Here is a 20,873-nt window from a genome sequence, read left to right as displayed (position 1 = left end):
ACTGACTGAATGTAAAAGGCGGACTGATAATCCGCCTTTTTTATTTGCCAGCCCTTACCCAGCCTTGAGTAGAATCAACCCATATCCTACCAGAGCCGCCCACAGTAACATGGGTATCGAGTAAAGATGAAAACGCCACCAGATACGGCGATCATTCGCCATGCGTAACGCAATCAAGTTCGCCAGTGAGCCAGGCAGCAAGCCAAAACCGCCAACATTCACCGCCCAGGCCAGCAGCAACGACGGCGGTACATAGTTCAGCAGCAAAATAGTACCCGGCACGTTACTGATCACCTGCGATAAACCGATTGCCGTTAACCATAATCCGGGTTCGGATAAATGACTCACGTTACTCAAGACGCCCTGCAAAGCTGGCAGTTGGGTTAGTAAATGGACGTCGATAAACATCGCCATGAACACCAGCAGCAGCGTCCAGTCCACACTGAGCACCACGCGACGTGCCAGCAGCGCAAAGCCCGCCGCCACAATCACCAGTCCCCACAGCTCTTGTTTTAACTCCAGCGCCGTCAAAAAGACGATATACAGCCCCAGACAACTCCACACCAGCCGCGGTTTCCATTCTGGTGTTTGCGCCCCCGTATGGTATTGCAGCGCCTTTCCAGGGAAACAACACCAGCACAATGCCAACAAAGTCACCATCATCGCCCCCGCCAGCGGTGCCATTTGGGCAATAAACCCGGCAAACGAAAGGCCAGAACGTCCCCAGATAAGGATATTTTGTGGATTGCCAATCGGCGTCAGGAGCGATCCGGCGTTCACCGCCAGGGCCTCAAAAATAATCAGCCGATTCACCGGGATCTCACACAGTCTTTTGAGCGTGATCGTCAGCGGAACAACAATAAACAGCGCGACATCGTTGGTCAGAAAGGTAGAAAGCAGCGCCGCTGCAAGTACCATAAACATTGCCAGCCGACGCTCTGTGGCAAAGCGGCGCACCATTTTGCGACCCAGCACATCAAAATAGCCACTTAACTCCACGCCCTTGGTCAACAACATTAGCCCACTGAGAGTAATGATGGTGTGCCAGTCAATGGCGCCAGGCCAGGATTTTGGGGTAAAGGGAACAAAAAAACTTAGGCCAATACCAACAAGAACTAAAAGTTGAAAAAAATGATCGCGCTGAAGCGATCGTAAAAGAGGAAAACTCATTTTACGCCCTGCTGTTGAATAAACAGACGGAACGCTTCAAGTGTTTCTGCACTGACATGATGTTCCATACCCTCAGCATCACGGCGGGCAATTTCCGGGCTGACACCAAGCACTAACAGAAAATTTTCTACAATCTGGTGGCGCTCACGGCTTTCTTGCGCCAGTTTCTCCCCTTCCGCCGTTAAGAACACCCCACGCCACGGGATCATTTCAATCAGATCCATTGATGCCAGACGCTTAAGCATTTTTGCAACGGTAGGTTGCGAAACACCAAGTCGGGCAGCCATATCCACTTGCCGCGCTTCACCAACTTCTCTGATCAAATCAGAAATCAACTCAACATAATCGTCGATAAGCTCACGACGATGCGCCTCCCGGACCTGGCGAAACCCTTCAACATGCTCTTCAACATTCACTAACTGCGTCACTTTTTTTGTTACTGGCGTACCTGCGCGACGACTCATTGTGCTTCCTCATTCTGGTGACGCATTTATGGCGTTCTCTTTAAGTGCGCACATTGTAAACCAGAGTTGTCCAGGCACAAAAATTTAACGTTTTAGCAATAGCTATATAATATAGCCTGTGCTATATCTGTATGTAACGCAATCATTCCGCAAGGATCGACGGGATTAGCAAGTCAGGAGGTCTTATGAACGAGTTCAAGAGGTGTATGCGCGTGTTCAGTCACTCTCCCTTTAAAGTACGGTTAATGCTGCTCTCCATGCTGTGCGATATGTTCAACAACAAACCGCAGCAAGATAAACCTTCCGATAAATAGCGGCGTCGCGGTACGCCGCTCCTCACTGCCAGGTTATTGGCTGTCTTAAACTGTTGCTAATAGCCACACTTTTTATCGGTTTTGCTAACTTCTTCGCAAAAGATTTACTGCCAGCAGTTGACCTTAACAGCGGCTCGCTCTATCTTTGCGCAGCCCTGCGTAATATGCGGCTCGCAGATGCGGACCCAATCCCCTCTTCACGCACTCTCAGCAGGTTTTGACCCTTGGCGCCAGGGTTAGCACATGGCGTTTTTGCGATACTGGCATATGAATTTAACTCTGAAAGAGTCTCTAATCTCCCGTCGCCGGGTTTTAAGCCCGTGGACCGGGTTTTACTTTTTGCAGTCTCTGTTAATTAACCTTGGGTTGGGCTATCCATTTAGCCTGCTATATACCGTTGCATTCACCGCTATTTTATTACTGCTCTGGCGGACAGTTCCTCGTTTGCAAAAAGGGGTGATCGGTATCTGCTCACTGGTCGCTGCTTGCTATTTTCCCTTTGCGCAGACCTACGGCGCACCAAACTTCAACACTCTGCTGGCGCTACATTCCACGAATATGGAAGAGTCCACCGAGATGCTGACCATTTTTCCGTGGTACAGCTACCTGATAGGTGTGTTTATTTTTGCCCTTGGGGTGATTGCCCTGCGTCGTAAAAAAGAAGCAGAAAAAGCACGCTGGAATAAATTCGACAGCCTGTGTCTGGTGTTTAGCGTGGCCGCTTTCTTTGTAGCGCCCTTGCAAAATCTGGCCTGGGGTGGCGTCTTTAAACTGAAAGATACAGGTTATCCGGTATTTCGTTTTGCTAAGGATGTCATCGTTAATAATAACGAGGTCATTGAAGAGCAGGAGCGGATGGCGAAACTTGCAGGCATGAAAGATAGCTGGACTGTTACTGCCGTCAAACCAAAATATCATACCTACGTGGTGGTCATTGGCGAGAGTGTCCGTCGTGATGCGCTTGGTGCCTTTGGCGGTCATTGGGATAACACGCCTTTCGCCAGTAGCGTTAACGGCTACTTGTTTACTGATTACGTCGCTGCCAGCGGCTCCACACAAAAATCTCTTGGTTTGACACTTAACCGTGTCGTCGATGGTAAACCACAATATCAGGACAACTTTGTCACTCTGGCGAACCGGGCAGGTTTCCAGACATGGTGGTTTTCCAACCAGGGGCAAATTGGTGAATATGACACCGCAATTGCCAGCATCGCCAAACGCGCGGATGAAGTCCATTTTCTGAAAAATGGCGATTTTGAAGCAGATAAAAATAGTCGTGATGAAGATTTACTGCAGATGACAGCACAAGTGCTGGCAACTGACCGCTCACAGCCGCAGCTGATTGTTCTGCATTTAATGGGCTCACACCCGCAAGCTTGTGACCGTACACAAGGAAAATATGAAACCTTTGTGCAGTCAAAAGAGACATCCTGCTATCTCTACAGTATTAAGCAAACAGATGATTTGCTTAAAAAAATCTACGATCAACTACGCAATAGTGGCGAGAGTTTCTCGATGGTCTATTTCTCCGACCACGGACTGGCGTTTAAAGAGCGTGGAAAAGAAGTACAGTATCTGGCCCATGACGATAAATTCCAGCAAAATTTTCAGGTGCCTTTTATGGTCCTTTCCAGTGATGATAAAGCGCATCGCAAAATCAAAGCCCGCCGTTCAGCGAATGATTTTCTGAGCTTTTTCTCGCAGTGGACGGGGATCAGTGCGAAAGAAATCCAGCCAAATTATCGTTTTATTTCTGAACACAATGCCGGACCGGTTTATATCACCAACTTCAAACTCGAGAAGGTGGACTATACTCACCTGGGCGCTGATATTTTCGATACCAAATCGTAATTCTGTTGATAGCTGTAAAAAAAATCCGCCCACAAGAGGCGGATTTTTTATATCACCGAAGTGATTATTAGAAACGGTAACCTACACCAGCAATCCAGGTGCCAACGTCAACGTTACGGATGCGGCTTTGTTCATAGGAGAAGTCCAGCGCAACGTTTTCGATTGGGTTGAACTGCAGACCAGCACCGTAGGAGAAACCGTAGTCGCTGGTGTCGTGTTTGTAGGTCGGGTAGTCAGTGGTCTGGAATTTACCGTAGCCAACACCCACTACACCATAGATGCTTGCCCAGTCGTTGATACGGTAAGCCGGACCAGCAGTGATGCCGTAGTACTGGGTTTTGTTGTAGTCACCAGAGTGTGCAGTGCGGCTTTTCTCGGTGTAAGTGAAAGAACCGATTACACCCAGCGGGCTGTTGTCTTCTTCGTAGCGGTATTTCAGGTTGAAACCGCCCATTTTGTTCATTTTGCCCTGAGCATCACTCTGAGCGTAACCGCCAGTTACGGTAGAAGTAGCAGCTACAGAAGTACCTGCGGTGAAAGCCAGAACTGCGGCCAGTGCTGAAAGACATGCAATTTTTTTCATAACCACCTCAAATGTGATTCAAATAAGTCCTAAGTTTTAAATATATCAAATATTGATGGGAAACTCTTTGCGATTTGCGCTGTCTAACGCGCCATTTCGTGTAACAGAACGTTTCCACAAGCTGTTAACCATTTAAATTTAAAGAGATTATCCCAATAAAAGCACCTTAAATACGCAATTACAATGGTGCATCATCCAGATTAATCCTAATCACGCAGCTTATTAATCCATCAACAAAAAGTCATTTTAGGAGATTTGGCAAAATTTTTTTCAACAAACACTCAACCGTCATCAGGTATTTCCATTAAACTCCCTGGCGATTATCACTACGAACATAAACAGGAGTAAGGATGCCGGGGTCAAAACGTAAGCTACCAGTCTGGTTACCCATTTTGATTTTGCTGGTGGCGATGAGCTCAATCCAGAGCGGAGCCTCATTGGCAAAATCGTTATTTCCACTGGTGGGTGCGCCGGGTGTGACAGCTCTGCGCCTGGCGTTGGGCACACTTATCCTGATTGCCTTTTTTAAGCCCTGGCGACTGCGTTTCGCGAAGGAACAACGGCTGCCACTTCTCTTTTATGGCTTGTCACTGGGGGCAATGAACTATCTGTTTTATCTCGCCATTCAGACAGTGCCTCTGGGTATTGCCGTAGCGCTTGAGTTCACCGGCCCTCTGGCAGTAGCACTGTTTTCTTCTCGTCGCCCCGTTGACTTTATCTGGGTCGTATTGGCCGTTCTTGGCCTGTGGTTTTTATTACCATTGGGACAGGATGTATCGCATGTCGATCTCAAAGGTGCAGCTATGGCCCTGGGCGCAGGTGCTTGTTGGGCTATCTATATCCTTACCGGGCAACGCGCTGGCGCTGAGCATGGCCCGGCAACCGTGGCTATCGGGTCGTTGATAGCGGCAATGGTCTTTGTACCAATTGGTGCCATGCAGGCCGGTGAAGCCCTCTGGCACTGGTCGGTGATTCCACTCGGCCTGGCAGTTGCCGTACTCTCAACGGCACTGCCTTACTCACTGGAGATGATTGCCCTTACCCGCCTGCCCACTCGTATCTTTGGTACGTTAATGAGTATGGAGCCTGCGCTGGCGGCAATTTCCGGAATGATCTTTTTGGGTGAAACACTGACGCTTGTGCAGTTGCTGGCACTTGGTGCCATCATAGCGGCGTCCATGGGATCGACACTGACGATGCGTCAGGCAAGCAAGATAAAAGAAATCGATGTCAATTAAATAACTTTTTCTGCATGGTTTGCATAACCATGCAGATATATTTCTCTTTATATACTCCACTATTTCCCGAGCAAGGCTCGCATATTTATGCAAGATAACCTGATTGTGACCAAATTAAGAATCATTCCCATAATTTTAATTTAACTTCTTGATATTGTTAACTTAACCGTTTGCTCGCCTGTATATTCTATTAATGTGATAGGAACAGACTGAATAGCGAAACATATAGCCGGTGCTATACTTAGTTTCGTTAATTACTGGGACATAACATCAAGAGGATATGAAATTATGAGTACCGCTAAATTAGTTAAATCAAAAGCGACCAATCTGCTTTATACCCGTAACGATGTCTCTGACAGCGAGAAAAAAGCGACAGTTGAGTTGCTGAATCGCCAGGTAATCCAGTTCATTGATCTCTCTTTGATCACCAAACAGGCGCACTGGAATATGCGTGGCGCTAACTTTATTGCTGTACACGAAATGCTGGATGGCTTCCGTACCGCACTGATCGATCATCTGGATACTATGGCTGAGCGCGCGGTACAACTGGGCGGCGTTGCCCTTGGTACTACTCAGGTTATCAACAGCAAAACTCCGCTGAAAAGCTACCCGCTGGACATCCATAACGTCCAGGATCACCTGAAAGAGCTGGCTGACCGTTACGCGATTGTCGCTAATGACGTGCGTAAAGCGATTGGCGAAGCGAAGGATGACGACACCGCCGATATCCTGACTGCCGCTTCCCGCGACCTGGATAAATTCCTGTGGTTCATTGAATCAAATATCGAATAAAACCGTCGCTAACGGATGAAGATTGTAGTGAGTAAGAATTGCGGCTTCCTGTTCAGGAGGCCGTTTTTTTTACTGTCTCTCCTCTCAATGCACCTTTTTAGTGCATCTGTCCTCGCTTCACATCTGATAAAGTAAATTTTTTGTATCAACACCATCACACAATGGTTACATAAAGATTGTTTTTTCATCATCTTTTACGCTAAATAACCCTTGAGATTTTTGCAGGATTTTCATGCACCAGTATGGTGCCCTGCGATGGTGCATACCCGGCTGTTTGCCCCAATGATCGTGCATAACGCTCTAAAGGCATCCAGTAAAAACAAGAAGTTGTAAAACTGGCACGTTTTTTTCATAACGCTCAATGTCAATCAGGGGATCGTCCCGTGGATAGAAAAAAGGAAATGCTATGAAGTCTGTATTTAAAGTTTCACTGGCTGCACTTACCCTGGCTTTTGCGGTTTCTTCTCATGCCGCAGATAAAAAACTGGTTGTGGCGACGGACACCGCTTTTGTTCCGTTTGAATTTAAACAAGGCGACAAATACGTCGGCTTTGATGTGGATTTATGGGCGGCCATCGCCAAAGAACTAAAGCTGGATTATGAACTTAAACCGATGGATTTCAGCGGTATTATTCCGGCGCTGCAAACCAAAAACGTTGACCTGGCGCTGGCTGGTATCACCATTACCGACGAGCGTAAAAAAGCGATCGATTTCTCTGACGGCTACTACAAAAGCGGTCTGTTAGTGATGGTAAAAGCCAACAACAACGATGTAAAAAGCGTGAAAGATCTCGACGGAAAAGTAGTTGCAGTGAAGAGCGGCACAGGTTCTGTTGATTACGCAAAAGCAAATATCAAAACCAAAGATCTGCGTCAGTTCCCGAACATCGATAACGCCTATATGGAATTGGGCACTAACCGCGCGGACGCCGTACTTCACGACACACCAAACATTCTCTACTTCATCAAAACCGCAGGTAACGGGCAGTTCAAAGCTGTAGGTGACTCTCTGGAAGCACAGCAGTACGGCATTGCCTTCCCGAAAGGTAGCGACGAACTGCGTGACAAAGTCAACGGTGCGTTAAAAACTCTGCGCGAGAACGGTACTTACAACGAAATCTACAAAAAATGGTTCGGTACTGAACCGAAATAATAATGCTGTTTTGCAACGTCTTGCCCGGCAGCCGTTGTGCTGACCGGGCTTGTGAAAATTTGATTATTGACACCACGGTAACAGGAACAACCTATGCAGTTTGACTGGAGTGCCATCTGGCCTGCTATTCCGCTTCTGATTGAAGGCGCCAAAATGACCTTGTGGATTTCTGTCCTCGGTCTGGCTGGCGGCCTGGTGATTGGACTGCTGGCAGGCTTTGCACGCACCTTCGGTGGTTGGATAGCCAACCACATCGCGCTGGTCTTTATTGAAGTGATCCGCGGCACACCTATTGTTGTCCAGGTGATGTTTATCTACTTCGCCCTGCCGATGGCGTTTAACGACCTGCGTATCGATCCGTTTACGGCGGCGGTGGTCACTATCATGATCAACTCCGGCGCGTATATTGCGGAAATTACTCGTGGCGCAGTACTGTCGATCCATAAAGGTTTTCGTGAGGCGGGGCTGGCACTCGGGCTTTCCCGTTGGGAAACCATTCGCTACGTCATTTTACCGCTGGCACTGCGCCGTATGCTGCCGCCGCTGGGTAACCAGTGGATCATCAGCATTAAAGATACCTCGCTGTTTATTGTTATCGGCGTGGCGGAATTAACCCGTCAGGGGCAAGAAATTATTGCCGGTAACTTTCGCGCCCTTGAGATCTGGAGCGCCGTTGCGGTGTTCTATCTGATTATTACCCTGGTCCTGAGTTTTATTCTGCGTCGTCTTGAAAGAAGGATGAAAATCCTGTGATTGAATTTAAAAACGTCTCCAAGCACTTTGGTCCTACCCAGGTGCTACACAACATCGATTTAAACATAGCCCAGGGTGAAGTGGTGGTGATTATCGGGCCATCAGGTTCGGGTAAATCGACACTACTGCGCTGCATTAACAAACTGGAAGAAATTACCTCCGGCGACCTGATTGTTGATGGTCTGAAAGTGAATGATCCGAAAGTTGACGAGCGTCTGATTCGTCAGGAAGCGGGGATGGTGTTCCAGCAGTTTTATCTCTTCCCGCACCTGACGGCACTGGAAAACGTCATGTTTGGTCCGCTGCGCGTACGCGGGTCGAAAAAAGAAGATGCCGAAAAATTGGCACGCGACCTGTTGGCAAAAGTGGGGCTGGCAGAACGTGCTCACCACTACCCTTCTGAGCTTTCCGGGGGGCAGCAACAGCGTGTGGCTATCGCCCGTGCGCTGGCAGTAAAACCAAAAATGATGCTGTTTGATGAGCCAACATCTGCGCTTGACCCGGAGCTGCGCCATGAAGTTTTGAAAGTTATGCAGGATCTGGCTGAGGAAGGTATGACGATGGTCATCGTGACCCATGAAATCGGTTTCGCCGAGAAAGTAGCGTCCAGACTGATCTTTATCGACAAGGGCAGGATTGCTGAAGATGGTAACCCGCAAGTGTTGATTAAAAACCCGCCAAGCCAGCGTTTGCAGGAATTTTTACAACACGTCTCTTGATAAGACGTTAATGCTGTATCCGGTCAACACGCCAAACCCTCACCAATCGGTGAGGGTTTGTTTTAACGCTGCGGACAAATATTTATAGCGCAATATCTGCCACTTCTTTGCGTGCCGGTTGCGGTTTCAATTGTGCTTTTGGCGTGCTGTCCGCAGCCTGCGGCTTGTCGTATTTCAGACCCAGCACTTCGCTGGTGTACTGCAATTCTCGTTCTGTTGCTGCCACATTACCGTTCAATTTACTGCCGTAAGACGGAACAATCGCTTTCAGCGTGGCCTGCCATTGCGGGCTGGAGACACGATCACCAAACACTTTTTCCAGTAAATTCAGCATAATTGGTGCCGCGGTTGACGCTCCCGGCGATGCGCCCAACAGCGCGGCTATGGTGCCTTGCTGGTCACTAACCACTTCAGTTCCTAAACGCAACACACCGCCTTTGTCGGCATCACGCTTGATAATTTGCACACGCTGCCCTGCCTGCCACAAACGCCAGTCCTCTTTTTTCGCCTGCGGATAGTACTCTTTCAGTGCGGCAAAACGATCATCTTCACTTAACATCACCTGGCTAATCAGGTATTTCACCAGATCAAAATTATCCAGCCCGACGTGCATCATCGGCAACACGTTTGACGTTGTGGTAGAACTCATCAGATCCCACAGCGAACCGTTTTTGAGGAATTTGGTTGAGAAAGTGGCAAATGGCCCGAAAAGCACCACGCGTTTACCATCCAGAACTCGGGTGTCAATATGCGGAACAGACATCGGCGGTGCGCCCACGGACGCTTTACCGTAAACCTTCGCCAGATGATGGTTAACCACGTCCGGGTTTTCCGAGACAAGGAACTGTCCGCCCACCGGGAAACCAGCGTAGTCTTTCGCTTCCGGGATTCCTGACTCCTGCAACAGTTTCAGTGCCGCACCGCCAGCCCCAATAAAGACAAATTTTGCACGGATGTTATGAACTGTACCGTTTTTCAGATCAGCAATCGTCACCGTCCAGCTTTTGTCGCCATTACGTTTCAGTGCCCGAACTTCGCTGCTGAGTTGCAGCGAGAAGTTTGATTTCTTTTGTAATGAAGCGATCAACTGACGGGTGATCTCGCCGTAGTTCACATCGGTGCCAATTTCAGTCCGTGTAGCAGCGACTTTCTGCTGCGGATCACGCCCTTCCATCACCAGCGGTGCCCATTCTTTAATTTGCTCGTGATCTTCCGAATAACGCATTCCGCGAAATAGTGAACTTTGTTGTAGTGCCGCATAACGTGCGCGCAGGAAGTTAACGTTATCCTCGCCCCAGACAAAGCTCATATGTGGAACGGTATTAATAAATGAACGTGGGGTTCGCAGCACACCACGTTCGACCTGGTGTGCCCAAAACTGGCGGGAAATCTGGAATGCTTCGTTTATGGCGACTGCCTTTTCAATGCTGATGCTGCCGTCGGCGTTTTGTGGGGTGTAGTTCAGTTCCATCAGCGCCGAGTGCCCGGTTCCGGCATTATTCCAGCCGTTCGAACTCTCCTGAGCTACACTATCCAGGCGCTCCACCATGGTCATCGACCATTCCGGTTCCAGCTCCCGTAAATAGGTCCCCAATGTGGCGCTCATGATGCCGCCGCCAATCAACAGTACATCAGTTTCCTGCTCCTCGGACGCTTTCGCCTTTGCCGCCGCAGATCCGGCGTTAAGCCCCACGGCCATTGAGAAGAGCATGGCAGTCACTTTTTTCATATTGTTAATGCCTTACTTTTAGTCACTTTATTGCAGGTGATATTTGCGCGGCATCAACGGTAACACTTAAGCAACAATATTTAAATATTGTTTATAAATTATATTCCATTTTTGAAACATTATAATTTCGTTGATAAATTATAAGGGCATTGCAAAGGCGGAATTTTCAGGATATTTACCTGGCGGCAGAACGCCGCCAGGCTGGAACAGAACATCACGCAGTACGTGCAACTGCGTCGCGGGAAGCTGCGTCACGCTCCGCACCCGTCAGTTCACTCAGTTGCCCACTGCGCATCTCCAGCAGGCGGTCAGCGTGGATAAAGTAATGATCGTCATGACTAATGGCGAATATGGTTTTACCCATCTCCTGCATCAGCGGCAACAGTACCTGATAAAACTCACGACGGAAATGCGGGTCCTGATCCGCCGCCCATTCATCAAGCAGAATAATATCTCGTTCTTCTGCCAAAGCCAGCAACAGCGCCACACGTTTTTTCTGGCCTTTCGATAACCTGAGGTTAAGAATACGCCCGTTATTTAACTCAAGCTTATGAGCCATTTTCAGTTGTGCCAGCCACTTCTCAACCAGTTGTGGATTAGCCGGTTTTCCCTCCGGCCCCAGCAGTTGATCAAACAGCCAGACATCGGTAAACACTGCCGAAAACAGTTTGCGATAATCTTCCGGTTGTTCGCCGCTGACAGGTTTTCCATCCAGCAAAATTTCGCCACTTTGTGGCTGGTACAAGCCCGTCAGCAACATTGCCAGCGTCGATTTGCCACTACCGTTGCCGCCAATCAGAAACAGCAGTTCGCCACGTTTAATGGTGAGGTTAATCGGCCCAACGGAAAATGCGTTATCCTGATAAGCAAACGTCACGTTGCGCAGCTCCAGCGTTTGCCAGTCAGGGAACGCCTGCGGGCGCGGAAACTCCGCTTTGAAAGGCGCGAGTGCGAATTTGTTCAACTTGTTAAACGCCACCTGCGCAGTCAGTAGCGTCGGCAACGCACCAACCGCCGAAAGCAGCGGCGTACGCAGGAATAACAGCGTTAGCGAATAGGTCGCGGCAACGTTGGTATCTGCCCAACCGAGACTGTTCGCCATCCAGAACACCAGGCCGATTGCGCCCAGCATCATGATGTTTGACCAGTTCACAGCACTAAGATGGAAGGTGTCTGCGCGGATAATATGGTGGCGATACTCTTGCGCATCAGGAATGTAGAGGTTGTTAAACACATACTCGGCGCGTTCACGGTTAAGAGTCAGCTCTTTGCGCCCTTCGAGTACAGTTTGAAAATCCGTGTACAGCTTATCTTCGGTCTCGCGCAGGGTCGCCATATGTTTGTAAACCCGCGCCACCAGCACAAAACCGCCCCAGATGGTGACCGCCATCCAGATAGCCGTTACCAGCAACATCTTGCCCGACAGCATCCACAGATACGCCGCCGAACCGATAGTGAGAATGATCCCCTGCACCAGTTCCGGCAGGCGAACAAAAGCAATGGTGATATTGCGCACATCGCTGGTTAACCCTGCCAGCAGTGAGGCGCTGCCCAGTTGTTCAATACGTTCGACATGGGTATCCAGAATCCGCTTGATAAATTCGCTACGCAATCGGTAAACGAAGTGATGGCCCAGCGTAGTAAGTGCCAGTTGCGATCCCAGAGTCACTGCCATTAGCAGCAGCAATAAACCCAGAAATTCTGGCAACACCAGCAGACTGGTATCCGCCGTTTCGATAAGGCGCTGATTGATAAAAGCAATTAAGCCAATGCCTAATGCCGCACTGGCGAGGCTTAGCGCCATCACACTGATAAATGGCCAGCGATACTGCCGCCAGACAAGTACAAGAAGTTCCATGCAGAAAACCCGGACAATGAATTACAGCCCGCAGTTTAAACATCTCCGCGCGCACAGCAATAATAATTCTTATTTTTATTCTTTTTTACCTGCCTGACGGAATGTCAGGTTGTAGCGGCAGTCGGCGGTGAGTGGATGAAAGCCCGCTTTCAACGGTTGAATGCCGTGATAAAACAGCCGCGATTCACCGCCCCACACCACCACATCGCCATGTTCCAGCAACAAACGTTTGAGCGGATCATTTCGTTTCAGGCCACCAAATTGAAAAATCGCGGGTAAGCCCAGAGAAACAGAAACAATCGGCGCGCGCAGATCCGGTTCGTCTTTATCCTGATGCAGCGACAGTTTCGCGCCAGGAGCGTAGCGGTTGATAAGACAAGCATCAGGCTGGAAATCTGGATAACCCGCCGCCGTGGCCGCACATTGACATAAATCATGAAAACTATGCGGCATGGCGGGCCATGGTTTATTTGTTTGCGGATCAATGGGCGAATAGAGATAACCTTGCCGATTGGTCGTCCAGCCCAGATGCCCACAGTTGGTCATCGCTACCGACATGGTATATCCGCCTGGAGTGACCATCTGGCGAAACGGCGACTGGCTGGCAACGTCATTAATATCGCGGATCAGTTGTTCCGCAACGTTAAAAGCAAAACGGCGCAAAATTACCGCACCATCCGCCAGCGATTCTTGCCACGGTTCTGCATTGGCAAATAAATCCAACATTACCTCTCCTCTTGTTCAGATTCGCGGCGCAGCAGTTGCGCTTTGCGCGACACGCCCCAGCGGTAACCGGAAAGTGTGCCATCACCATGGACCACCCGATGACAAGGTATAACGATAGCTAGCTTGTTAGCGGCACAGGCGCTGGCAACGGCACGTGCCGCTTTCGGTTTGCCGATGGCGTTAGCCAGTTGCTGATAACTGACTGTTTCACCGCAAGGGATCGTGCGCAGTGCCTGCCAGACTTGTTGCTGAAAAGCGGTGCCGCGAATATCCAGCGGTAACGTCAGCGGTGTGTCGCGGTGATTCAGACTGGTGATCACCTCGCGCAAATGTTGCTGAAACGTCAGATCGGCAGGCGCGGTGTCGGCAGCGGGAAACATCTGCTGCAACTCGCTGATTAATGTCGCGTCATCATCGCCCAGTAATATCGCGCAAATCCCCCGCTCGCTTTCTGCCACCAGGCACCGGCCCAGCTCACAATCAGCCAACGCGTAACGCACCGCCAGATTTTCGCCACCGTGACGGAATTGTTTAGCCATCATGCCCAGCGTTTCGTCGGCTTTGCGGTAGTAACTGCTGCTGTCGGGGAATCCGGCGTTAAGAATGGACGTCGTCACGCTCTCCCCTTTTGCCAGTGATTCGCGCAAACGGCGAGCGCGCCAGGCCTGTTGCCAGGCTTTCGGCGTCATTCCGGTAGTCGCTTTAAACAACCGATGCAGATGAAATGGACTCATCGCTACCTGGTCGGCTAAGGCTTCCAGCGTTACAGGCGTTTCCTGTTCCAGAAGTCGGCAGGCGTGGGTAATTTTATCAAGGCGATGTTGCTGGGGGTTGGCCTTGTCTGGCTGACAACGTTTGCAGGGGCGAAAGCCAGCGGCAAGCGCCTCGCTGGCATTTGCATAGAAGGAGACGTTTTCCCGCAAGGCATGTCTGGCACGGCAAGACGGTCGGCAAAAGATACCCGTGGTCCGCACGGCGAAAACAAATTCGCCGTCGGCGTTCGGATCGCGGGCTAAGACAGATTGCCAGCGTTGATCGTCAGTTAAGCATGTGGCGTTTTTCATCATCAGCTCCCTGGTTAAGGATAGCCTTTAGTCTGCCCGGTCACCATCACGCAAAAACCAACAATCTTGCGCTTTAATTTTTTTCGCTCACCAGGAAGCTTTTAAACTGCGGCGACATCCAGGTTTTAAAACTATCGCCTTCTTTGGTGATCATATAGACCGCCAGTCCTTCACGACGAGCAATTTCTTTCGCTTTCTCCGGTCCGAGCACCATTAAGCCAGTATCCCAGGCATCGGCTTCCAGCGCCGTCGGAGCAATCACCGTCACGGATACCAGATTGTGTTCGATGGGACGCCCGGTTTGCGGATCGATAACATGAGAAAGACGTTTGCCGTCCAGTTCGTAATAGTTACGGTAGCTGCCAGAGGTGCTAATGCCATGACCGTTGATATCCACCACGGCCTGAACCGCATTTTCCTGATCGGTCGGTTTTTGAATCGCTACCCGCCACGGCTGGCCTTCAGCGTTCATACCACGGCTGTTCAGCGCGCCGCCCACCGACACCAGATAGCGGGAAATGCCTTCCTGCTCCATCAAGCGTGCCAGATGATCCGCCGCATAACCTTCTCCCACGGTGGAAAGATCCACATATAGCTCTGGCAGATCTTTTTGCAGATATTGCTGGTGGTACTGATTAATCACCGTCAGATGCTGCAATCCAGTTTTCGCTTTTGCAGCGTCGATTTGCTCCTGCGAGGGGATCGTCACGGGCTGTTTATCGGGGCCAAATCCCCAAAGGTTAACCAATGGCCCCACGGTGACATCCATTGCCCCTTCAGTTTTTTCGCCAATTCGTATTGCAGTGGTGACGATATCAGCCATCGCTTCACTTACCGGCCAGGGAGAGAGACTGTGAGTATCGTTAAAACGCATCAGTGCCGAATCTTTTTTATATGTTGAGAGCAACTGATCATCTGCATCCAGTTGTGTCTGTATGCGATTACGCAACTCGTTACTGCGTTTCTCATTAATGCCCACCACGCTGACACGCCAGAAAGTACCCATGGTTTTACCTTCCAGTACCGTAACGTCTGCTGATGAGACTTTAGTGGATTTCGGGGCTTGATCACAGCCAACAAAGAGGAGTGCCGCTGCTAACAGCGCCACACGAGCAAAGTTTATTTCCATACGTGATTATCCTCATGCGAACGGGCGCAAGAGTACACCAAAAATCAGCATTTGTGCGTTGAAGAGTATGAAAAAGCAATGAAAAAAGGGCCCGCAGGCCCTTTGGTCAACAGAAATCGAGATTAGAACTGATAAACCAGACCCAGAGCTACGATGTCATCAGTGTTGATGCCAGCAGCGCGGGTGAAGTTATTGTCGTCCAGCAGGTTGATTTTGTAATCAACATAGGTGGACATGTTTTTGTTGAAGTAGTAAGTAGCACCAACATCAACATATTTCAGCAAATCTTCGTCGTCGTAAGTACGACCAGCGATGTTGGCATTCAGGTTTTTACCTTTGGACTGCAGGTAAGCTACAGAAGGACGCAGACCGAAGTCGAACTGGTACTGGGCAACCACTTCAAAGTTCTGAGCTTTGTTCGCCCAACCTAAATCACCAGCCAGAGTTGCGTTGTAAGTCTGGGTGTACTGAGCAGCCAGGTATACATTGTTAGCGTCGTATTTCAGACCACCAGTGTAGGTTTCTGCACGATCGCCGTTACCGATGTAACGAACACTGTTGTTCTGCTCTGCGGTACGTTTGGAGCTGGAGATCGCACCACCGAAGCTGAAGCCTTCACCGATGTCATAAGTGATAGAACCACCAACGCCGTCACCGTTCTGCTCCAGAGCATCACGACCATTGTTGGTCACACCAGTCATACCTTCGCCAGACGGGCTACCGTTTTTACCCTGGTACTGAATAGCAAAGTTCAGGCCATCAACCAGACCGAAGAAGTCAGTGTTACGGTAGGTCGCGAAGCCGTTACCACGCTGCTGCATGAAGTTGTCAGAGCTGTAGGTGTCACCACCGAATTCTGGCAGCACGTCGGTCCAGGATGTTACGTCATAAACAACACCGTAGTTACGACCATAGTCGAAAGAGCCAACGTCCTGGAATTTCAGACCAGCGAATGCTACACGGGTCCAGGAGTTGTTTTCGCTTTCCGGAGCATTGCCCTGGATCTGATATTCCCACTGACCATAACCTGTCAGTTGATCAGTAACCTGAGTTTCGCCTTTGAAGCCGATACGCATGTAGGTTTTGTCACCATCTACAGACTTGTCGTCAGAGAAATAGTGCAGACCATCTACTTTGCCGTACAGATCTAATTTGTTGCCGTCTTTGTTGTAAATTTCAGCCGCATTTGCTGCGCCTGCTACCAGCAGAGCCGGTACCAGGAGGGACAGTACTTTAACTTTCATGTTAATAACCCTCTGTTATATGCCTTTTATTTGCTTTTTATGCCACTGCTTACTGATTAACCCTCATTAATCAGCCGGCAACTTCATTCTCCTTAAAATTGCAGAATAATCCAACACGAATATGATACTAAAACTTTTAAAATGTTTCATAGTTCTACATAGGTGTTTCAAAATGTAAATATCATGGAACTTTTTTCAATCACTCAAAAAATCAAAAAATAAGCAATTTTCTGAAGGAAATATTTCAAATCTTTTATAATCAGTATGTTACGCAACTTTATTTCATAGCACTGAATGTCAAAACAGAACCTTCACTCGCAACTAAAATATTTCCCGCTATCATCATTAACTTTATTTATTACCGTCATTCATATCTGAATGTCTGTTTACCCCTATTTCAACCGGATGCGAAGCATCCGGTTTTTTTTACCTTTCTTTACACATAATTTTCCCGCATATGCTACCCCTGCAAAACTGTTACAGTTATTAACTATTTCGCAATATGTCACGAATGTTAAAACTAATTAATAATTCTTGTTATTTTCATATATTTTCTTATTCGTTCTGTTCTTTATTTGTACACCAGAACGAAATTTGTACATATCCCCATCACAGGGCAGCTCATTAATATTACTGATAAATATCACTCCCGTTGTGTTCAGAGGGTGTGGAAATTCATCTCATAGCCTTTATACTGCTTTTCACTTTTACGATGTTTTTAACAGGTCACCAACACCAATGAGTCAGTCTGACACAACGGCTACATCCCGATTCTCCCTTCTGCCGGGAAGCATTACCCGTTTCTTTTTACTATTGATCATAGTGTTGCTGGTGACGATGGGCGTGATGGTGCAGAGCGCTGTAAACGCCTGGCTCAAAGATAAAAGTTATCAAATTGTTGATATCACCCATGCTATTCAGAAGCGAGTAGATACCTGGCGGTATGTTACCTGGCAGATTTATGACAGCATTGCTGCAACAACTACCCCTTCCGGTGGTGAAGGTTTACAGGAAACTCGGTTAAAACAAGATGTTTATTACCTGGAGAAGCCTCGGCGTAAAACCGAAGCCCTGATCTTTGGTTCTCATGACAGCGCAACTTTAGAGATGACCCAAAGGATGTCGACTTATCTCGACACGCTATGGGGTGCTGAAAACGTGCCGTGGTCGATGTACTATCTTAACGGCCAGGATAACAGTCTGATTTTGATCTCAACGTTACCACTTAAAGATCTCTCTTCCGGTTTTAAAGAATCAACGATTGATAGCATTGTCGATTCGCGTCGCGCCGAAATGCTTCAACAAGCGAACGCCCTCGACGAACGTGAAAGCTTTTCTGCTTTACGCCATTTGACCTGGCAGAACGGTCATTACTTTACTTTGCGAACCACTTTCAATCAGCCTGGGCATCTGGCAACAGTAGTGGCTTTCGATTTACCCATCAATGATTTAATTCCCCCAGGAATGCCACTGGACAGTTTCCGCCTGGAACCTGATGTGACCTCCACGGGGGCAACCACCAATGATAAAGACACTCCCGATAGCGTCAGCATCAGTTTTAACAGTTCCAAAATCGAAATCTCCTCGGCATTAAATTCCACCGATATGCGTCTGGTGTGGCAGGTTCCTTATGGCACGTTGCTGCTTGATACCCTGCAAAATATATTTTTGCCGCTGCTTTTGAATATTGGTCTGTTGGCGCTGGCCGTTTTTGGATTCACCACTTTTCGTCACTATGCCGGGAAAAGTGGTGAAACCACGCCTTCTCCGGTAATGAGTAACGAATTGCGTGTCTTACGGGCCCTAAATGAAGAGATTGTTTCTCTGCTACCGTTGGGGCTATTGGTACACGACCAGGAAGCTAATCGTACCTTGATTAGCAACAAAATCGCCGACCATTTACTGCCTCATTTGAATCTGCAAAATATTACCAGTATGGCGGAACAACATCAGGGGATCATCCAGGCGACAATTAATAATGAACTGTATGAGATCCGTCTGTTCCGTAGCCAGGTCACACCGCATACGCAGATTTTTATTATTCGTGATCAGGACCGGGAAGTGCTGGTGAATAAAAAACTCAAGCAGGCGCAACGTCTGTATGAGAAGAATCAGCAGGGGCGTGCTGCCTTTATGAACAATATCGGCAATGCCCTGAAGGAGCCTGTTCGCGCGTTGGCTGAAACTGCAGCGAAAATCGAGACAGCAGAAAGCCAGTTGCTGACGGATCGCGCCGACCAGTTGGTGCGTCTGGTAGACGAAATTCAACTGGCAAATATGCTGGAAAACGACAGCTGGAAAAGTGAATCCGTTCTTTTTTCCGTGCAGGACTTGATCGATGAAGTCGTGCCTGAAGTGCTTCCAGCCATAAAACGTAAGGGGCTGCAGCTACTGATCAACAATCGCCTGCATGCCAACGACCAACGCAGGGGCGACCGTGATGCTCTGCGGCGTATTTTGCTGTTATTGATGCAGTATGCGGTGACTTCCACGCAAATTGGTAAAATTACCCTCGAAGTTGATCAAGATGAATCATCAGAAGAACGCCTCACTTTCCGTATTCTTGATACAGGTGAAGGTGTCACGCTGAGTGAAATTGATAATCTGCATTTCCCGTTTATTAATCAGACACAAAGTGACCGTTATGGCAGTGCAGATCCTCTGACTTTCTGGCTTTGTGATCAGTTGGCTCGCAAATTAGGTGGCCATTTAAATATTAAAGCGCGAGAAGCATTGGGTACACGCTACACCATTCATGTTAAAATGACTCCGCACGATGAACATATGGAAATAGAAGAACGACTATTGGATGATGTCTGCGTTATGGTAGATGTCACTTCAAACGAAGTTCGTAACATCGTGCTTAGGCAACTGGAAAACTGGGGTGCTACGTGCATCACTCCAGATGAAAGACTGATAAGTCAAGAATATGATCTCTTTTTAACTGATAATCCGTCTAATCTTACATCCTCAGGCGTGCTTTTAAGCGATGATGAGTCTGGCGTACGAAAAATTGGCCCCGGTCAACTACGCGTCAACTTTAATATGAGCAACGCTATGCAGGAGGCTGTTCTACAACTTATTGAAGAGCAACTGGCGCAGGAAGATATTCCAGAGTCGCCACTCGGCGGGGATGAGAATGCCGAACTTCATGCCAGTGGCTACTATTCGCTCTTTGTAGACACAGTACCGGATGATGTTAAGAGGTTGTATACTGAGGCAGCAGTCAGTGATTTTGCTGCGCTGGCTCAAACGGCTCATCGTCTGAAAGGCGTGTTTGCCATGCTAAATCTGGTACCCGGCAAGCAGTTATGTGAAACGCTGGAACATCTCATTCGTGAAAAAGATGCTCCAGGTATAGAAAAATACATCAGCGACATTGACTCTTATGTCAAGAGCTTGCTGTAGCAAGGTAGCCTAATACATGAACAATATGAACGTTATTATTGCCGATGACCATCCGATTGTACTGTTCGGTATTCGCAAATCACTTGAGCAGATCGAGTGGGTGAATGTAGTCGGTGAATTTGAAGACTCAACAGCATTAATCAACAACCTGCCTAAACTGGATGCGCATGTGTTGATTACCGACCTCTCCATGCCTGGAGATAAATATGGTGATGGGATCACCTTAATTAAATATATAAAGCGTCACTTCCCAGGTCTTTCTATTATTGTTCTGACCATGAACAATAATCCGGCGATCCTGAGTGCAGTTTTAGATCTCGATATTGAAGGGATTGTACTGAAACAAGGCGCGCCAACCGACCTGCCGAAAGCGCTGGCAGCACTGCAAAAAGGCAAGAAATTTACCCCGGAAAGCGTTTCCCGTCTGCTGGAGAAAATCAGTGCGGGTGGGTACGGCGACAAGCGTTTGTCACCGAAAGAAAGCGAAGTTCTACGCCTGTTTGCAGAAGGTTTCCTGGTAACAGAAATCGCCAAGAAACTGAATCGCAGTATTAAAACCATTAGTAGCCAGAAAAAATCGGCAATGATGAAACTGGGCGTTGAAAATGATATCGCTCTGTTGAACTATCTCTCTTCTGTGACGTTAAGCCCGGCAGATAAAGATTAATATTGCCCGCT

General features: G+C 48.5%; 18 protein-coding genes. 9 read left to right on the top strand and 9 right to left on the bottom strand.

Annotated features, from left to right (window positions below):
* Window positions 1–54: 54 nt before the first annotated feature.
* Together EFER_RS04920 and mntR are read right to left on the bottom strand one after the other, a co-directional pair.
* Window positions 55–1,170 carry an anion transporter gene (locus EFER_RS04920; RefSeq protein WP_000009649.1) on the bottom strand — a complete coding sequence of 372 codons (1,116 nt, stop codon included), beginning with the start codon at window positions 1,168–1,170 and terminating at the stop codon, window positions 55–57.
* Window positions 1,167–1,634 carry a manganese-binding transcriptional regulator MntR gene (gene mntR / locus EFER_RS04915; protein WP_000091027.1) on the bottom strand — a complete coding sequence of 156 codons (468 nt, stop codon included), beginning with the start codon at window positions 1,632–1,634 and terminating at the stop codon, window positions 1,167–1,169. Before mntR ends, EFER_RS04920 begins: the two co-directional genes overlap by 4 nt.
* 185 nt (window positions 1,635–1,819) lie before the next feature.
* Here mntR and mntS point away from each other — a divergent pair, with 185 nt between their 5' ends.
* Window positions 1,820–1,948, top strand: coding sequence for a manganase accumulation protein MntS (gene mntS, locus EFER_RS04910; RefSeq protein ID WP_015953298.1), 129 nt, complete (start codon window positions 1,820–1,822; stop codon window positions 1,946–1,948).
* Window positions 1,949–2,215: 267 nt separating this feature from the next.
* Entirely contained in the window at window positions 2,216–3,799 is a 1,584-nt protein-coding gene (locus EFER_RS04905) for a phosphoethanolamine transferase (protein ID WP_002431640.1), read from the top strand.
* Window positions 3,800–3,866: 67 nt separating this feature from the next.
* Here EFER_RS04905 and ompX read toward each other — a convergent pair whose 3' ends face one another.
* Window positions 3,867–4,382 carry an outer membrane protein OmpX gene (gene ompX, locus EFER_RS04900; protein ID WP_002431641.1) on the bottom strand — a complete coding sequence of 172 codons (516 nt, stop codon included), beginning with the start codon at window positions 4,380–4,382 and terminating at the stop codon, window positions 3,867–3,869.
* Window positions 4,383–4,732: 350 nt separating this feature from the next.
* Between ompX and rhtA the strand changes: the two genes are divergently transcribed.
* From rhtA to glnQ, 5 genes are all read left to right on the top strand, one after another.
* Entirely contained in the window at window positions 4,733–5,620 is an 888-nt protein-coding gene (gene rhtA / locus EFER_RS04895; protein WP_001119533.1) for a threonine/homoserine exporter RhtA, read from the top strand.
* A gap of 288 nt (window positions 5,621–5,908) precedes the next feature.
* Entirely contained in the window at window positions 5,909–6,412 is a 504-nt protein-coding gene (gene dps, locus EFER_RS04890; protein ID WP_000100800.1) for a DNA starvation/stationary phase protection protein Dps, read from the top strand.
* Window positions 6,413–6,818: 406 nt separating this feature from the next.
* The gene (glnH, locus tag EFER_RS04880) at window positions 6,819–7,565 is read left to right on the top strand and encodes a glutamine ABC transporter substrate-binding protein GlnH (RefSeq protein WP_000843549.1); all 747 of its coding nucleotides are present in this window, start codon (window positions 6,819–6,821) and stop codon (window positions 7,563–7,565) included.
* A 93-nt stretch (window positions 7,566–7,658) separates the two neighbouring features.
* Complete coding sequence (gene glnP / locus EFER_RS04875; RefSeq protein ID WP_001159057.1) at window positions 7,659–8,318, top strand: glutamine ABC transporter permease GlnP; 660 nt, start codon at window positions 7,659–7,661, stop codon at window positions 8,316–8,318.
* Complete coding sequence (glnQ, locus tag EFER_RS04870; RefSeq protein ID WP_000569085.1) at window positions 8,315–9,037, top strand: glutamine ABC transporter ATP-binding protein GlnQ; 723 nt, start codon at window positions 8,315–8,317, stop codon at window positions 9,035–9,037. The genes glnP and glnQ overlap by 4 nt, the downstream gene beginning before the upstream one ends.
* 82 nt (window positions 9,038–9,119) lie before the next feature.
* Here glnQ and mqo read toward each other — a convergent pair whose 3' ends face one another.
* The 6 genes from mqo to EFER_RS04840 form a co-directional block, all read right to left on the bottom strand.
* Window positions 9,120–10,766 carry a malate dehydrogenase (quinone) gene (gene mqo, locus EFER_RS04865; RefSeq protein WP_000758036.1) on the bottom strand — a complete coding sequence of 549 codons (1,647 nt, stop codon included), beginning with the start codon at window positions 10,764–10,766 and terminating at the stop codon, window positions 9,120–9,122.
* Between the two features lie 214 nt (window positions 10,767–10,980).
* On the bottom strand, window positions 10,981–12,624 hold the full coding sequence (yojI, locus tag EFER_RS04860) for a microcin J25 efflux ABC transporter YojI (protein WP_000422205.1): 1,644 nt from the start codon (window positions 12,622–12,624) through the stop codon (window positions 10,981–10,983).
* Window positions 12,625–12,699: 75 nt separating this feature from the next.
* Window positions 12,700–13,350, bottom strand: coding sequence for a DNA oxidative demethylase AlkB (alkB, locus tag EFER_RS04855; RefSeq protein WP_000885010.1), 651 nt, complete (start codon window positions 13,348–13,350; stop codon window positions 12,700–12,702).
* Window positions 13,350–14,414, bottom strand: coding sequence for a bifunctional DNA-binding transcriptional regulator/O6-methylguanine-DNA methyltransferase Ada (gene ada / locus EFER_RS04850; RefSeq protein WP_000786366.1), 1,065 nt, complete (start codon window positions 14,412–14,414; stop codon window positions 13,350–13,352). Before ada ends, alkB begins: the two co-directional genes overlap by 1 nt.
* A gap of 73 nt (window positions 14,415–14,487) precedes the next feature.
* The gene (apbE, locus tag EFER_RS04845) at window positions 14,488–15,543 is read right to left on the bottom strand and encodes an FAD:protein FMN transferase ApbE (RefSeq protein ID WP_000405073.1); all 1,056 of its coding nucleotides are present in this window, start codon (window positions 15,541–15,543) and stop codon (window positions 14,488–14,490) included.
* 122 nt (window positions 15,544–15,665) lie between these two features.
* Window positions 15,666–16,787, bottom strand: coding sequence for a porin OmpC (locus EFER_RS04840; protein ID WP_000865536.1), 1,122 nt, complete (start codon window positions 16,785–16,787; stop codon window positions 15,666–15,668).
* Between the two features lie 738 nt (window positions 16,788–17,525).
* Between EFER_RS04840 and rcsD the strand changes: the two genes are divergently transcribed.
* A complete protein-coding gene (gene rcsD / locus EFER_RS04830) occupies window positions 17,526–20,195 on the top strand; it encodes a phosphotransferase RcsD (RefSeq protein ID WP_000083190.1) in 2,670 nt (889 codons plus the stop codon).
* Between the two features lie 16 nt (window positions 20,196–20,211).
* Complete coding sequence (gene rcsB / locus EFER_RS04825; protein WP_001061913.1) at window positions 20,212–20,862, top strand: response regulator transcription factor RcsB; 651 nt, start codon at window positions 20,212–20,214, stop codon at window positions 20,860–20,862.
* Window positions 20,863–20,873: the final 11 nt, after the last annotated feature.

Origin of the sequence: Escherichia fergusonii ATCC 35469 (assembly GCF_000026225.1) — a bacterium.
In the GTDB taxonomy this organism is placed as follows: domain Bacteria; phylum Pseudomonadota; class Gammaproteobacteria; order Enterobacterales; family Enterobacteriaceae; genus Escherichia; species Escherichia fergusonii.
The sequence above is the reverse complement of the archived record's forward strand: the minus strand, read 5'-3'. Positions and strand labels throughout refer to the sequence as shown.